16 protein-coding genes and 1 pseudogene are annotated in these 13685 nt (G+C 66.9%); 7 read left to right on the top strand and 10 right to left on the bottom strand.

Annotated features, from left to right (window positions below; translation table 11 throughout):
* The first annotated feature begins 258 nt into the window (after nucleotides 1-258).
* A complete protein-coding gene (locus tag ACLJRL_RS41150) occupies nucleotides 259-510 on the top strand; it encodes a hypothetical protein (RefSeq protein ID WP_410661843.1) in 252 nt (83 codons plus the stop codon).
* Between the two features lie 7 nt (nucleotides 511-517).
* Here ACLJRL_RS41150 and ACLJRL_RS41145 read toward each other — a convergent pair whose 3' ends face one another.
* The 4 genes from ACLJRL_RS41145 to ACLJRL_RS41130 all read right to left on the bottom strand — a co-directional run bounded on the left by ACLJRL_RS41145 (nucleotide 518) and on the right by ACLJRL_RS41130 (nucleotide 2778).
* Nucleotides 518-886, bottom strand: a complete 369-nt coding sequence (locus ACLJRL_RS41145) for a hypothetical protein (RefSeq protein ID WP_410661842.1) — start codon at nucleotides 884-886, stop codon at nucleotides 518-520.
* Between the two features lie 58 nt (nucleotides 887-944).
* A complete protein-coding gene (locus ACLJRL_RS41140; protein ID WP_410661841.1) occupies nucleotides 945-1523 on the bottom strand; it encodes a hypothetical protein in 579 nt (192 codons plus the stop codon).
* 68 nt (nucleotides 1524-1591) lie between these two features.
* Nucleotides 1592-2038, bottom strand: a complete 447-nt coding sequence (locus ACLJRL_RS41135) for a BON domain-containing protein (RefSeq protein WP_410661840.1) — start codon at nucleotides 2036-2038, stop codon at nucleotides 1592-1594.
* Nucleotides 2039-2442: 404 nt separating this feature from the next.
* On the bottom strand, nucleotides 2443-2778 hold the full coding sequence (locus tag ACLJRL_RS41130) for an ANTAR domain-containing protein (protein WP_410661839.1): 336 nt from the start codon (nucleotides 2776-2778) through the stop codon (nucleotides 2443-2445).
* Between the two features lie 56 nt (nucleotides 2779-2834).
* Here ACLJRL_RS41130 and ACLJRL_RS41125 point away from each other — a divergent pair.
* From ACLJRL_RS41125 to ACLJRL_RS41115, 3 genes and pseudogenes are all read left to right on the top strand, one after another.
* Nucleotides 2835-3098: pseudogene (locus tag ACLJRL_RS41125) on the top strand (cation-transporting P-type ATPase); the annotation flags it as partial.
* Nucleotides 3099-3171: 73 nt separating this feature from the next.
* On the top strand, nucleotides 3172-3978 hold the full coding sequence (locus ACLJRL_RS41120; protein WP_410661838.1) for a cation transporting ATPase C-terminal domain-containing protein: 807 nt from the start codon (nucleotides 3172-3174) through the stop codon (nucleotides 3976-3978).
* A gap of 71 nt (nucleotides 3979-4049) precedes the next feature.
* Complete coding sequence (locus ACLJRL_RS41115) at nucleotides 4050-4571, top strand: flavodoxin family protein (RefSeq protein WP_410661837.1); 522 nt, start codon at nucleotides 4050-4052, stop codon at nucleotides 4569-4571.
* A 54-nt stretch (nucleotides 4572-4625) separates the two neighbouring features.
* Here ACLJRL_RS41115 and ACLJRL_RS41110 read toward each other — a convergent pair whose 3' ends face one another.
* A complete protein-coding gene (locus ACLJRL_RS41110; RefSeq protein WP_410661836.1) occupies nucleotides 4626-4982 on the bottom strand; it encodes an STAS domain-containing protein in 357 nt (118 codons plus the stop codon).
* Nucleotides 4983-5352: 370 nt separating this feature from the next.
* Between ACLJRL_RS41110 and ACLJRL_RS41105 the strand changes: the two genes are divergently transcribed.
* Nucleotides 5353-6669, top strand: coding sequence for a hypothetical protein (locus ACLJRL_RS41105; protein ID WP_410661835.1), 1317 nt, complete (start codon nucleotides 5353-5355; stop codon nucleotides 6667-6669).
* A 304-nt stretch (nucleotides 6670-6973) separates the two neighbouring features.
* Here ACLJRL_RS41105 and ACLJRL_RS41100 read toward each other — a convergent pair whose 3' ends face one another.
* Genes ACLJRL_RS41100 through ACLJRL_RS41090 form a run of 3 tightly spaced genes read right to left on the bottom strand, consistent with a single transcriptional unit; the run spans nucleotide 6974 to nucleotide 9686 of the window.
* Nucleotides 6974-7816, bottom strand: a complete 843-nt coding sequence (locus ACLJRL_RS41100) for an alpha/beta fold hydrolase (RefSeq protein WP_410661834.1) — start codon at nucleotides 7814-7816, stop codon at nucleotides 6974-6976.
* Complete coding sequence (locus ACLJRL_RS41095; protein ID WP_410661833.1) at nucleotides 7813-8838, bottom strand: NADP-dependent oxidoreductase; 1026 nt, start codon at nucleotides 8836-8838, stop codon at nucleotides 7813-7815. Before ACLJRL_RS41095 ends, ACLJRL_RS41100 begins: the two co-directional genes overlap by 4 nt.
* 32 nt (nucleotides 8839-8870) lie before the next feature.
* Nucleotides 8871-9686, bottom strand: a complete 816-nt coding sequence (locus ACLJRL_RS41090) for an oxidoreductase (RefSeq protein WP_410661832.1) — start codon at nucleotides 9684-9686, stop codon at nucleotides 8871-8873.
* Between the two features lie 119 nt (nucleotides 9687-9805).
* On the opposite strand from ACLJRL_RS41090, the gene ACLJRL_RS41085 reads away from it, so the two are divergent.
* Nucleotides 9806-10399 (top strand): TetR/AcrR family transcriptional regulator, encoded by a 594-nt coding sequence (locus tag ACLJRL_RS41085; protein WP_410661831.1) that lies wholly within the window; start codon nucleotides 9806-9808, stop codon nucleotides 10397-10399.
* An 18-nt stretch (nucleotides 10400-10417) separates the two neighbouring features.
* On the opposite strand, the gene ACLJRL_RS41080 is transcribed toward ACLJRL_RS41085, so the two are convergent.
* Nucleotides 10418-10678 (bottom strand): hypothetical protein, encoded by a 261-nt coding sequence (locus ACLJRL_RS41080; protein ID WP_410661830.1) that lies wholly within the window; start codon nucleotides 10676-10678, stop codon nucleotides 10418-10420.
* 402 nt (nucleotides 10679-11080) lie between these two features.
* Here ACLJRL_RS41080 and ACLJRL_RS41075 point away from each other — a divergent pair, with 402 nt between their 5' ends.
* The gene (locus tag ACLJRL_RS41075; RefSeq protein WP_410661829.1) at nucleotides 11081-13060 is read left to right on the top strand and encodes an amino acid transporter; all 1980 of its coding nucleotides are present in this window, start codon (nucleotides 11081-11083) and stop codon (nucleotides 13058-13060) included.
* A 9-nt stretch (nucleotides 13061-13069) separates the two neighbouring features.
* Here ACLJRL_RS41075 and ACLJRL_RS41070 read toward each other — a convergent pair whose 3' ends face one another.
* Nucleotides 13070-13324 (bottom strand): hypothetical protein, encoded by a 255-nt coding sequence (locus tag ACLJRL_RS41070; RefSeq protein ID WP_410661828.1) that lies wholly within the window; start codon nucleotides 13322-13324, stop codon nucleotides 13070-13072.
* Nucleotides 13325-13685: the final 361 nt, after the last annotated feature.

Here is a 13685-nt window from a genome sequence, read left to right as displayed (position 1 = left end):
AGTCGAAACCTGTTCACTGATTGGCTTCGTCCTGCCTGACCGTCTTGTCTCACCTCGCGGGTAGTTCCGTCATCTCCCGCGCCTGCTTGACGTTGTCTCTCTCGGTATGGGCAGAACACTACACACACCTGAGGTTGAATGTCTACCTCGGCCACCATAGATTTGTTCATGCTGCGGCGTGGAGGAACGTCTGCTCCGCAGATCCGCAGGTCAACGCGGGGTGACGACGGAGGACATCACTCGAAAGGGCAGGGCCGGATGACCGACTCGACTGCGTGGCAGGACCCGTTCGACCTGACCGGCGTGCGCGACCACCAGGAGTACGCCGACACCCTCAGGCGCCTGGTCGATCAGGGCCGCCGCGAGCGGTGTATCGCGTTGCTGTCGGAGACCGAGGCGCACGTCGTGGCGGAGCTGCTGGGCCAGTACGCCCTCCGCGACCCGACCGGACGCCTCAACCAGATCGCCGCCACCCTCGCCGGGCGCCTCTACAGCCGGCTCGGCGCCTGAACAGGCGCTATTTCCGGGTCGCGGTGGGGAGGAGGCAGGCGTAGCTCAGGGGGAGCAGGTTCACGAAGGTTCCGTTTGCTCCGTTGCAGATGCCGGTGGCCTCTTGGACGCGGCGGTTGGCGGGGTTGAGGGGGTTGAACACGCAGATGTATCCCACCGGGTTGGCGGTGAGGGATAAGACGCCGCCGGTCGCGTTGCATAGTTCGGTGGCGTTTCCGGTGCTCGAACCGGGTCCCGTTGTCGGTGGCGTGCTGGTGTTCTCGCAGCTGGCATGGATGTCGGGATCCGGCGCCGGTCCCTGGCAGGTGTCGATGCCGGTGCCGCCGTTGATCGTGTCGTCGAAGTCCGAACCGGTGATGGGTTCGTGGTACGTCACGGGCACCGAGGTCGGGGGTGCGTAACGCGAATTTACTCCTGTTTCCGAAGAGAGCGAATCAGCGGAGCCACTTGTTGCGCTCCACAAAGGACATCCGCGACCAGCGTTCGCCGAAACCCCAACGGTTCCCCGCGGCGCTGGCGGCGAGTGCGATCAGCGCGATGGCGTAGATGACGTGGTAGTCGATGACAGGGTTGGTCGACATGCTCGGCTCCCCGGCGGAGGTCGTCCGGTCCAGCGGCCACTCGGCGACCCACATGAGGAGCATCATGATGACGCCCGTGGCGGCGGCGATCCGAAGCCCGATGCCGAGCGTCACGGCGACGCCGACACCCAGCAAACCCAGCATGAACAGCCAGTCCGCCCAGGCCGCGCCCGCCCACGACTGCAGAGTGCCGGCGAACGGGCCGACGTCGGCCCGGCTCAGGAACCCTTTCGTGGGTGAACCGCCGGTGATCCAGGCGTTGTTCGCCGTCGTGGCGTAGCCGAGCCCGAAGACCTTGTCCGCGAACGCCCACAGGAACAGCAGCCCGGTGGTGATCCGCAGGACGGCGAGGCTCGTCTCGCCCGCGCCTGGCCGTTCTCCGGTATGTCGGACGGTGACGGCTTCGCGGTGCCCGCGGTCGATGGTCGCCATGGGATGTTCCTCTCACTTTTCGTTCAGTGCGGTCGGATTCGGGTCTGATCGGCGCGCCGTGGGTCCTCTTAGGACATAGCCGGGTGTCGGCTGCCGAGGACGGCAGGTCGGAGACGGTGGTCGTCCCAGACGAAATCGAGCCGGTTCTTCACTTCGAGCATGCCTTGGACCTCTGCGGCGAGTTCGCCGGCGCGTTCCACGGACCCGTGGTTGTCGAGCAGGCCGAGAAGTGTGACGACACCGCCCGCCACGGTGACGGACGCTTGCCCTGGTTGCACCTGGAGTGTTCCGTCGAGGATGTCGCGCTCGATGACCGCACGGATCTCCTCGTCGGGACGGCGGAAGGTGGACAGCAGATCGCGGCGGGAAACCACACCGACCAGCTTTCTGTCGGCCACGACGAAGAGTCGTCTGATTCCCGCGTCGGCGAGCCGCGCCGCGGCCGCGGCGGCCCGACGGCCAGTGGCGCCGCCGGTGATCCAGGCGGGCCAGAAGATCCGCTTCGGACACGACACCGATCGGGGCACCATCGGAATCCACGACCGGGACCGCGCTGATGCGGTAGCGGGTCAGCAGATCCGCGATGCGCTTGTACCCGGTCTCCGGTCGGACACGGATCGGATTCGTGGTCATCACCTGGGAAATCGTTGCCTGCATTGCCGTTCCTTCACTTCCGGGTGCCCGATGGCCGTGTGATGGGCCCTGCGGCCGGCGACCGTCGTTCCGCTCTTTCGCTTGGCTTCGATCTGAAGGTAGGCGCGGGAACAGGAATCGGCCGGTGCCATTGGTCCCGGATGAGCGGGAATGTCGTCCTGCGCGGGCGCGTTCGCCGCCAGAGGGAAGGGTTGGGGCAAAAGCCCGCCCTCACGCATGGATTCCATCGCCGGGGCATCGATCCCGGCCGCGGTTGAACCCCCGGTCAGGCGGTGTGAGAGAGAATCGACTCCAGGTTTGTCGCGCCTTCGGTGACGGAGCGAGCGAGTTCGGTCAGGCGCAGGTTGTTGGCGCGGGCGTGGCCGCGTAGGCGCGTGAATGCCTCGTCCATGGTGAGTGAGCCGCGTTCGGCGAGGACGCCTTTGGCTTGTTCGATCACGACACGGCTGTTCAGCGCGATCTGCAGTTGCCCGGTGAGCTGGTCTCCGGTTTTGATGGAGCGTTGCTGCAGGATCCCGATGGTGGCGACATCGGCCATGGCCTGCGCGAGTTCGACGTCGTGGTGATCCGCGCCGCCGGGTTCGCTGCCGAGCAGCGTCAAGACCCCGATGATCTGATCGCGCAGCCGGGCGACTCGTCCTGCTCGGCGCCCAAGGCATGCACGACCCGCCCCGTCCCGCGGCGATCACCGCCGTCAGCGACTGCCGCACGGCGGGCATCGAGATCAAGATGATCACCGGTGACCACCCCGCCACCGCCGGCGCGGTCGCGGCCCGCTTCGGCCTGGCCCCGGCCGTGGTCACCGGCCACGATCTGCGCGACCTCACCCCCGGCGAGCTGACGAAGGTCGCCGCGAGCACATCGGTCTTCGCGAGGGTCTCGCCGGAACAGAAACTCGCCCTCGTCGGCGTGCTGCAACAAGAGGGCCACGTCGTGGCCATGACCGGGGACGGCGTCAACGACGCACCCGCCCTGCGCCGACATCGGCATCGCGATGGGAGTAGGCGGCACCGAGGTCGCCCAGCAGGCCGCCGACATGGTCCTCGCCGACGACGACTTCGCCTCCATCGCCGCGGCGGTCGAGGAAGGACGATCCGTCTTCGACAACCTGCGCAAGTTCATCGCCTGGACCCTGCCCACCAACCTGGCCGAGGGACTCGTGATCCTCGCCGCGACCCTGGCGGGGGCGATGCTGCCGATCCTGCCCGTGCAGATCCTCTGGATCAACATGACCACCGCGGTCGCCCTCGGTCTCACTCTCGCCTTCGAAGCCCGCGAACCGGGAATCATGAGCCGTCCACCGTTGCCGCCCACCCTGCCGCTGCTCACCAGGTCACTGGTGCGCCGGATACTGCTCGTGTCCGCGCTGCTGCTAGGTGGTGTCTTCGCCTCCTTCCACTGGAGCCTCGCCACAGGCGCGACCGTGGAGCAAGCCCGCACACTCGCGGTGAACGTCTTCGTGGCCGCGCAGATCGCCTACCTGCTCAACTGCCGGTCCCCGGACCGCCCCCTCGTCCTGGCCGGCCTGCGACAAAATCTCTGGCTGCCCCTGGGCATCGCCACCACGATCACGCTGCAGCTGGCGTTCACCTACGCCCCATGGATGAACACGCTGTTCGGCACCGCGCCCATCGGCTGGACCGGATGGGCGGCCGCCGTCGGGATAGCCGGCACGTGCTGGGCGCTGATCGAACTCGACAAACGACTCCGCCGCAACCGAGCCATCCATAAATCCACAAAGGACCTCACGCCTGCTGCCCGCCAAAGCAGCGTCGTCCCACACGGCGACCTGACCAGATGAAGCGGGCGGTGGCACGGTTTGCGGCCTCGGCTTTCTCATGAACTTTCCCCGATAGGACAAGGAGAACTGTGATGCGTGCGATGGTGGTGTACGAGTCGATGTTCGGGAACACCGAGCAAGTGGCCAAGGCGGTGGCGGATGGGCTGGCTCCCAACGCCGAGGTAGACGTCGTGAACATCGACGACGTCGGAAGCGTGGCGGAGGCCGACTTGCTCGTGGTCGGTGGCCCTACGCACGTGCACGGGATGTCCTGGCCTTCCAGCCGGACCGAGGCCGGTCGGCAGGCGGTGGAGGGTGTCCGGTCGACGAAGAGCCTGCGGGACTGGGTCGGCACTCTGGACGGGGTGTCGGGCGGTAATCCGGTGGCGACGTTCGATACCCGGATCGGGCAGCCGCGCTGGCTGACCGGCTCGGCCGCGATGAGCGTGGCACGCAAACTCAGGCGGCTCGGTTTCGTTCCGCTCGCGCCGTCGGAGAGTTTCCTTGTCAGAACGGACAAGCAGGAGCCGGTGCTGCGTGACGGCGAGCTGGCGCGGGCGCGGGACTGGGGTGCCTTGCTCGGTAAGGAATTCGCGCGCCTGGAGAAGGCATGAAGGAGTTTGCCATCAGTTCTGGAGGGAAGGCCGGAGGCGACAGGACGTGCGCTGTTATGGCTGGGTGGACGGGTGGGTCATCGTCAACGTCGAGGACAAGCCTGTGAGCTCGATGGCCCTGCGGACCATTCTGGAGGGTGCGATTGTCAGGTCGATGTCCGAAGCGGCGCACTGATTGTTCAGATGGACCAATATCGACAGACCTGAAGAATCGCAGAAGCCGACTCCGGTCATGTCGATCACCACCGCTCCCGGTCCGCTCCGCAAGAACTCGTTGATCGTCGCGTGCAGCCTGGGGCTGGTTGTGAGGTCGATGTCGCCTCGCACCTCGACGGTGACCACGCCGTCCTCCAGTTCTGTGGTGGTCACGGACAGGGAGCCGGGCTGCGCGGCTCCGGGACTCACGGTCATGCAGCCAACGATAGAAGGCCGAAAATGGTGACGCAAGCCGTTGCCCGGCCTCGTTGATCTCGGCATCCGCAGATGCGTCGGATTGACGAAAGGGGTAAACGAGCGGGTGCTGCACGGTGGATATGGCCGGCGGTTGATGCCGGTCGCGATCGTTGGCATCCGTGGGCCTGATCACGTATGGGTGACTGGCCACGATTGCGCTTGCCAGTCCTGGTGAAGGGGCGAAGGGCCGGTCATGTCGAGGGTGTTGGTTGATCCGGTGCCCTCAGGTATGCGGCACCGGGCAATGGCCCCAGACTCTCGGTCATCACACCACCTCGCAGGTCCGTGGCATCAGTCCCGGATCCCCTTTATCGGTGGAAGGTTGATCATGAGATCCACAGCACGTGTCAGTACGGCAGGCCGGGTCGGCCGGGCCCTGATCGGTGTGGGCACCGCGGCGGGGTTCGCTCTCGCGGTTCCCGCGCAGGCGTGGGCGCTCCCTCCGGGATGCACCCAGAGTGGCGCCAACTTCGCTTGCACCGCTGGGATTCCCTCTGGTCAGGTGCTGGACGGCACCACGGGGAACAACATCATCACCATCACCGGCGGTGCCGTGGACGGGACCGTGAACGGCCTCGCCGGCAACGACACGATCATGGTGACCGGCGTCGCCGGGGCCGTGGGCAACAACGGTCCTCCAGGGGCAGCCGGTAATGCGGGCACGCCCGCGGGCACCGCCGGTGGCAACGGCGGGGCCGGGAACGTCGGCGGTGCCGGCGTGGGGACGACCGGCGTCATCAACGCCGGTGCCGGCACGGACAGCATCACTGTCGTCGGTGGTGCGGGAGGCAACGGCGGAAACGGCGGCCAGGGCGGGGTCGGATTCGCCAGCGGTGCCGGTGGCGCCGGTGGTAGCGGTGGTGTCGGCGGGATCGGTGGTGCCGGTAACGCCGGGAACATCACCGGCGGCGTCGGCAACGACACCGCCGTCCTCACCGCGGGCAGGGGCGGCAACGGCGGTCTTGGTGGCCTCGGCGGCAACAGCGGCCCCGTGGCCGGTGGCGCGGGTGCCGGGGGTATCGGTGGCGCGGGTGCGGCCGGTGGCGTCGGGAACTCCGGAGCCTATAACGATGATCTCACCGATCCCGGTCTCGACAACGTCACCGTCAACGGTGGTGCCGGTGGGACCGGCGCGGCTGGTGGCGTCGGTGGCTGCGGCCATGGCGGCGGCGTCGGTGGTGCCGGTGGCGCGGGTGGTGTCGGGAATTCCGGGACCGTCAGCGGTGGTGCCGGTGTCGACACGCTCAAGTCCAATGGCGGGCTCGGCGGCAACGGTGGTGTCGGCGGCAAGGCCGGCAACGGCTCCGCCGCCGCCCAGCCCGGCGGCGCCGGTGGCGTCGGCGGCGCGGGTGGTGCCGGTGGGATCGGAAATTCCGGCACTCTCACCGGCGGAGCCGGTGTCGACCTCATCACCGCCACCGGTGGCAAGGGCGGCAACGGTGCCGGCGGCGGTAATGGCGGCACCGGTTGCAGTGGCCCCGGCGGTCCTGGCGGAATCGGCGGTGCCGCGGGTGCCGGCGGTCTCGGGAACTCCGGAACCATCAACGACGGGGCGGACACCATCGCCACGCCGTCCGGCGCCAGTGGCCTCGCGGGCGGCAACGGCGTCGCCGGAATCAACAACGGCGGCGTCTGCACCTGCTGACCAGTGATCTCAACGGATGGCGGCGACATCACCGGCAACATCGGGGATGTCGCCGCCGACCAACCCCGTCCCGAAGCGGTTCCCATACCATCACAGCCCCTAGAGTTCGATCGCGTCGTGCGTCGAACGGGCCTTCCCGCGACATCGACTCGGTCGGTGAGCGGGTCATGCGGTGTGCGACATGATCAACCGAGCCATGGTCGTGGACCGCAGGAACGACGCGCAAGATCTCTCCCGAATGGATCGCTCGCAAACGCTGAGTCCGCTCGCCGGATGGCAGCCGAGCTGGACTGGAAGAGCGTGGTCAAGAGTCGAGGAACCGCAGAGCTTCGTCGACGAACTTCTCGTGGTACTGGAAGATGCCGCCGTGTCCGGCATCGGGATAGAGGATGAGCCGGGCGTTCGGCAGTCTCCGGGCCAGGTCGGTGGAATTGCGGCTCGGCACCATCCGGTCGTGGTCACCGTTCGCGACCAGGACCGGTTGGTGGACGACGGTCAGATCGGACGGCTGCCGGCGTCCCCAGCGGTGGATCGCTTTGAGCTGGTTGCGGAATGCCGTGACGGAGATCGGCTTGTCGCGGTCGTCGGTACGTTCCTTCAGCCGGTTCACGAACTGACGGGCCGTCGCCTTGCCGTTGGCCGTGCGGGTGAAGAACAGGTACTCCTTCGGGTCCTTGAACGTCAGGGTGGCTTTCAGGGTGTCGAGAAGGGTGATCGGAGTGACCTTGTCGATGCCCGCGCCGCCGGCCGGGCCGGTGCCGGCGAGGATCATTTTGCGGACGAGCCGGGGTTCCTGTTCGGCGATCACCTGGGCGATGAAACCGCCCAGCGAGAATCCCAGCAGGTCGACCTGATCGTGGCCCGATGCCCGGATGAAGGCGATGGCGTCGCGTGCCATCGCGGCCACCGAGCGCGGCGTTTTTCCTTGCGAAGCACCGATTCCCCGGTTGTCGAAGGTGATCACGGGGTGCTTCGCCGCGATGCCGTCGACGACCCGGGGGTCCCAGTTGTCCAGCACCGCGGCCAGGTGGTTGAGGAAGATCACCGGTGTGCCGTTGTCGGGGCCGAGCCGGCGGTAGGCGAACGTCGTTCCGCCGACATCGACGAACTTGGTAGGTGCTTCTCGGTAGCCGGCGAGCACGGTCATGATGTCTCCTTGTGGGTTTCTTGGACGGTGACGACGACCTTGCCTTTCGATCGTCCTTTTTGGACGTATGCCAGGGCCTCTTTGGTCGCCGCGAAAGGGAAGACCCGGTCCATGACCGGTTCGATGGTCGCCGAGTCGACGAGCGCGGTGATCTCGCCGAGCTGGGTTCCGTTCGCCCGCATGAAGAGGAATGAATAGGCGACGTGACGACGTCGGGCCGCCTTCCTGATCCGGTGACTCAGGACCCGCGTCACCGGCCGCAGGATCCACGGCTTGCCGAGTTCCCGCGCGAAGGCGGGATCCGGCGGGCCGGAGATCGAGATGAGCTTTCCGCCGGGTTTCAGCACGGTCAGCGACTTCTTGAGCATCTTGGCGTCCAGGCTGTTCAGTACCACGTCGTAGTCCCGCAGGACGGCCTCGAAGTCCTCGTTGCGGTAGTCGACGACGACGTCCGCGCCGAGGCGCTTGACGAGATCGACGTTGGCCGTGCTGGTGGTCGTGGCCACGGTGGCGCCGAGGTGTTTCGCCAGCTGGATCGCGAACGTCCCGACGCCGCCGGAGCCCGCGTGGATGAGGACCTTGTGGCCCGGCCGCACGTCGGCGATCTCGACCAGCGCCTGCCAGGCCGTCAAGCCGACCAACGGAATCGAGGCGGCTTCTTCCATCGTCAGCTGCTTCGGTTTGAGCGCCAGATCGGTTTCGTCGATGGCGATGAACTCCGCGAAGGTGCCGATCCGGTTCTTGTCCGGGCGCGCGTAGACCTCGTCGCCCGCCTTGAACTTTCGCACCCGTGGGCCGACCCGGACCACGACGCCCGCCACGTCGTTGCCCAGGATGAACGGCGGCCGATAGGGCAGGATGAGCTTGAACTCGCCGTTCCTGATCTTGAGGTCGAGGGCGTTGACGCCCGCGGCGTGGATCCGGACCAGCACGTCGTGCGGGCCCACCTCGGGTTCCGGCATTTCGCCTGCCCGGACATTGTCGGCGCTGCTTCCGTAGCGGTCGACGATGAATGCCTTCATGGCTCGCCTTTCCTTGTGTGGTAACGGAATTGTCAGCCGGTCATCCGGTTGAGCCTGCGGACGCCCCGGTCGAAGACCCGGGACGGCGCGATGCGGCGGAGCACGGCGACGCGGGCGGCGGTCGAGCCGGCGAGGTATCGCGGCTTCGGCTTCGCGTCGGTGGCCGCCGCGACGATCACCTTGGCGACGGCGGCTGGATCTTCACCGCCGCGCATCGACTCCCGCATCACCTCCTCGAAGACACGACGCCGGTGCGCGTAGACCTCCAGCGGGGTGTCGGCCTGCACCTGGTTGGCGTCGAACGGCGTGTTGACGGGGCCAGGCTGGACGCGCAGCACCCGCACGCCGTGTTCGCGGACTTCGTGGTCGAGGGACTCGGAGTAGCCCTCGACCGCGTGCTTGGTCGAGACGTACACGGCCATGAACGGGTTCGGGACGAAACCCCCGACGGACGAGACGTTGACGATGCGGCCGCGGCCCTGTGCGCGCATCCGGGGCAGGACGGCCCTGGTCATGCGCATGAGGCCGAAGACGTTGACGTCGAAGACCCGCTGTGCCTGGTCGGCCGAGATCTCCTCGGCCGCGCCGTTCGCGCCGACGCCGGCGTTGTTGACCAGGACGTCGATGCGCCCGAATCGCGCGATCACCTGCTCGACCAGATTGGCGACCGACTCGTCGCTCGTCACGTCGAGGTCGAGGAACGTCACGCCCTCGACAGGGGTGGTCCGCGAGGTGTCGCGGCTCGTTCCGATCACTTGGAAACCGGCGTCGGCGAGGGCGAGCGTCGCTGCCTTTCCGATACCGGACGATGCGCCGGTCACCAGCGCTACCGGTCGAGACGTCGTCATGGCGACTCCTTTAGCTTACGATCGTAATACCATAGGCACGATTCGGACCTCGAAGCAATAGTTCGGGCTGATTTGGATTATGATCGTACTAACATGAGTGACGGTCGCGGCGAGCGGAGATGCGCGTGGTTCGGTACGGGAAAGAGCACAAGCTGGAGACGCGGCGCCGGATCGTCGAGACAGCGGGCCGCCGGTTCAAGCGTGACGGCATCGACGGCTCCGGGGTGGCCACGCTCATGAAGGACGCCGGGCTGACCAACGGCGCCTTCTACGCGCACTTCGAATCGAAGGAGGAGCTGGTCGCCGCCGCGGTCTCCGAACAGCTACGCGAACAGCGCGAGTGGCTCGACGCGATCGCGCCCGGCCGCGCCGGAGTCGAGCAGATGGTGCGCGAGTACCTCTCGCCCGAGCATCGTGACAACCCCGAGGGAGGCTGCCCGTCCGCCGCCCTGCTCGACGAGATCACCCGGTGCGCTGATCCGACCAAACAGGCCTACACCGACAGTGTGCTCGCGTTCATCGACGACATCGCCGCCCGGCTGGCACCACACGATCCGCTGTCGGCGCGAACCACGGTTCTCAGCGTCTACGCCATGATGGTCGGGACCCTGCAGCTTTCCCGAGCCCTGGCCGACCGGCGGCTCGCCGACGACCTCCTCAAGCAGGGCAACCGGAACGCCTTGACGCTGCTGGACACCTTGCCGGAACACTGAGTCATGCTGGTGATTTCTTTAGTGGCCGGCCAGATCCATCGTGAACAGCAGCAGTCCGAAGAACAACTGGAGCGCGGCGATGCAGACGCCTGCGATGACAAGGCCGTCCAGTCGATACTGGCGGTCCGTCAGTATCGATATCGCTCCGGCGGCCAAGGCCAATACGGAGACCACCTCGCCGTAGGGGAGCAGCCAGCCGAGCAGGCTGAGTACGAGACAGACAGGACCGAGTAAGCCTTTGGCACCGGGGCGGTCGCCGGCTGACAGTCGTCGAGTCACAGTGCCCGGAATCCCTTCAGTTCGTTCGGCACACGCTACCTCTGAACTCGGTTCGGCGGGTGTCAGGTCACTCTGGGGCCGCGATCTCCAGGCGGGCCGTCGACACGGATTCCCTTCAGCGAGCGGTGGTCGACCATCCGACGCGAACATCGCTCTCATCCCGGGAGCCGGTTCTGGCTCGGAGTTCGTGGTCGCAAGGCTGTTGCGCCTGGCCCGGCAGATGCGGCATCGAATGCACTGGCCAGCGGCACGTCTGCTTGTCGCGCGACATTGATGTTTTCTTTACGGCCGGGTCGGTGATTCTTGGCGCTGGATCGTTAGTGTCCGCGTCGGTGCGCGGCCGTCACTGGGCGGAGCGGGCGTGCCGGGTGCGGCGCACAGGAGATCTGGGGGAGACGCGGAATGACTGAGGTACCGGAATCGGCTGTTCCGGAACGGGTGGACAGCCCGGTCCGGCAGACGGCGCCGACGGGCAAGCTCGGCCGGTGGCTGATGGAGCACCGCGTCCAGCCGGTCGGGCCGGAAAGCCAGGAGGACCACACGACGCCGCAGTCGTGGTGGAAGGTCATGTGCCTCACCGGTGTGGACTACTTCTCGACGTTGTCCTACCTGCCCGGCATCGCGGCACTGGCCGCAGGCGCGTTGTCGCCGCTGGCGACGTTGCTGATCGTGGCGCTGACGCTGCTCGGGATGCTGCCGATGTACCGGCGGGTGGCGAAGGAAAGCCCGCACGGCCAAGGGTCGGTCGCGATGCTGGAGAACCTGCTGCCGTTCTGGCGCGGCAAGCTCTTCGTCCTGGTACTGCTGGGTTTCGTCGCGACATCGTGGATCATCACCATCACGCTGTCCTCGGCCGACGCCACGGTGCACGCGCTGGAGAATCCGAACACGCCCTCGTTCCTGCACGGGCACGAAGTACTGATCACGGTGATCCTGCTGCTGATCCTCGGCGGCGTGTTCCTGCTCGGGTTCAGCGAGGCCGTCGGGGTAGCGATCCCGCTGGTCGCGATCTTCCTGGTGCTCAACGCCGTCGTCGTGGTCGTCGGTATCGGCGAGGTCTTCACCGATCCCACCGCGCTCGACCGCTGGCTCGACGCGCTGACTTCCGGTGGCGGCGGGTTCGGCGGGATCATCGGCCCGGCCATCCTGGCATTCCCGTTGCTGGTGCTCGGCTTGTCCGGTTTCGAAACCGGGGTGAGCATGATGCCCCTGGTCGCGGCCAAGGGCGAGAACGCGGAGCAGCGGCTGGCGAACCGGATCCGCAACACGCGCAAACTGCTCACCGCCGCCGCGCTGATCATGTCGGTGTACCTGATCGCCACCAGTTTCGTGACCACGGTCCTGATCCCGGCCGAGCAGTTCAAGCCCGGTGGCGAGGCCAACGGCCGCGCGCTGGCTTATCTCGCCCATGAACTGATGGGTGACTGGGTCGGCACCGCCTACGACATCAGCAGCATCCTGATCCTGTGGTTCGCCGGCGCGTCGGCGATGGCGGGCCTGATCAACATCGTGCCGCGGTATCTTCCCGCCTACGGGATGGCGCCCGACTGGGCCCGCGCCGTACGGCCGGTGGTGCTCGTTTACACCGCGATCTGCATCCTGGTCACGATCATCTTCAACGCCGATGTCAACGCCCAAGCCGGGGCGTACGCCACCGGGATCCTCGCGATGATGGTGTCCGCGTCGGTAGCCGTGGTCATTTCGGCCGCTCGCCGGCGGCAGCGCAAGGCCGCGATCGCCTTCGCCGTGCTGACCCTCATCCTGATCTACGCGTTGGTGGAAAACGTCATCGAGAAGCCTGACGGCCTCACGATCTCCGCGTTCTTCATTCTCGGGATCATCGCCGTCTCCCTGGTTTCGCGAGTCAGCCGCACCACCGAGCTGCGGGTGGAGCACATCGAGTTCGACGCGCCCGCCCGTCTTTTCGTCACCGACTCGATCGCCCACGACGGCGACCTCACCATCATCGCGAATCGCCGCCAGGCCGGCGACGCCGAGGAATACCGGGCGAAGGAAGCCGAGCAGCGCGGCCTGAACCCGGTCCCGGGCGCCGCCGACGTCCTGTTCCTCGAGATCGACGTCATCGACCCGTCCGGCTTCAGCGACGTGCTCAAGGTCCGCGGTGTCGAGATCGACGGTTTCCGTGTCCTGCGGGTGGACAGCCCGGCCGCACCGAACGCGATCGCCGCGATCCTGCTCGCGCTGCGAGACGCCACCGGCGTCCGGCCGCAATGCCACTTCGAATGGAGCGAAGGCAGCCCGCTGGGCCACCTGTTCCGCTACCTGATCCTCGGCCGCGGCGACACCGCCCCGGTGGTCCGCGAAATCATCCGCACCAGCGAACCCGATCCGGCACTCCGACCCGGAATCCACGTCGGCTGACGTCAGGCGTCATGACTGGCTGAGTGGTGAATCCGTTGAGATGACTGATCGGCGATCCGGGATTTCATGCGGCGGGGCAAGCTGGATGGGCCGGTCGGGGCGGTAGGTGACGAGTTCACGTTTGTCGTCGGTGGTGCAGATCAGCACCGAGGTGTCGTTGACGAGGATTGTCGCGGCCTGCAGGAGAGCGGCGCGGTGGCCGGGCCAGGGTTCGTGCCAGAACCAGTCACCTTCGCGCAACGTGGCCGCGAGTACGGTGTGCATGGCGACGAGTGTAAATCGCGTAATTCCAGCAGCGGGCGGGTAGGCCGGGATTTACCGGGTCGGGTGCCTGTCGTCGCCGGTGTGGGTGACGCGGGAGTTTCGACTGATCCCTGGAGTAGCCGTCGCTGCCCGACGGGCACGCGGTAAGAACCACGCCCGAGTACATCGCAAACGAGACAGCCGGCGCGATCGCCGGACAGGCGAATGTGCCGGCTCGTCTGGCGGCCGGTGCGAGGTGTGCCGCGAGACGCTTGCGGCACACCCGGCGGTCTTATTCGGTGGTGCGGAGTTGGTGGTTTTGGCGTTGGGCGTCGTGGAGTTGGTCTTCGAGGCCGATGATGCGGCAGGCGGCGTCGAGGCC

Source organism: Amycolatopsis sp. lyj-112, from assembly GCF_046549055.1.
Classification (GTDB): Bacteria; Actinomycetota; Actinomycetes; order Mycobacteriales; family Pseudonocardiaceae; genus Amycolatopsis.
This window is presented reverse-complemented; position numbering and strand designations above follow the sequence as displayed.

What these genes read in the sequence shown, in the direction of transcription:
- ACLJRL_RS41150 (WP_410661843.1), top strand. Translation starts at nt 259, where the DNA reads ATGACCGACTCGACTGCGTGGCAGGACCCGTTCGACCTGACCGGCGTG.
- ACLJRL_RS41140 (WP_410661841.1), bottom strand. Translation starts at nt 1,523, where the DNA reads ATGGCGACCATCGACCGCGGGCACCGCGAAGCCGTCACCGTCCGACAT.
- ACLJRL_RS41120 (WP_410661838.1), top strand. Translation starts at nt 3,172, where the DNA reads ATGGGAGTAGGCGGCACCGAGGTCGCCCAGCAGGCCGCCGACATGGTC.
- ACLJRL_RS41115 (WP_410661837.1), top strand. Translation starts at nt 4,050, where the DNA reads ATGCGTGCGATGGTGGTGTACGAGTCGATGTTCGGGAACACCGAGCAA.
- ACLJRL_RS41110 (WP_410661836.1), bottom strand. Translation starts at nt 4,982, where the DNA reads ATGACCGTGAGTCCCGGAGCCGCGCAGCCCGGCTCCCTGTCCGTGACC.
- ACLJRL_RS41105 (WP_410661835.1), top strand. Translation starts at nt 5,353, where the DNA reads ATGAGATCCACAGCACGTGTCAGTACGGCAGGCCGGGTCGGCCGGGCC.
- ACLJRL_RS41100 (WP_410661834.1), bottom strand. Translation starts at nt 7,816, where the DNA reads ATGACCGTGCTCGCCGGCTACCGAGAAGCACCTACCAAGTTCGTCGAT.
- ACLJRL_RS41095 (WP_410661833.1), bottom strand. Translation starts at nt 8,838, where the DNA reads ATGAAGGCATTCATCGTCGACCGCTACGGAAGCAGCGCCGACAATGTC.
- ACLJRL_RS41090 (WP_410661832.1), bottom strand. Translation starts at nt 9,686, where the DNA reads ATGACGACGTCTCGACCGGTAGCGCTGGTGACCGGCGCATCGTCCGGT.
- ACLJRL_RS41085 (WP_410661831.1), top strand. Translation starts at nt 9,806, where the DNA reads ATGCGCGTGGTTCGGTACGGGAAAGAGCACAAGCTGGAGACGCGGCGC.
- ACLJRL_RS41075 (WP_410661829.1), top strand. Translation starts at nt 11,081, where the DNA reads ATGACTGAGGTACCGGAATCGGCTGTTCCGGAACGGGTGGACAGCCCG.
- ACLJRL_RS41070 (WP_410661828.1), bottom strand. Translation starts at nt 13,324, where the DNA reads ATGCACACCGTACTCGCGGCCACGTTGCGCGAAGGTGACTGGTTCTGG.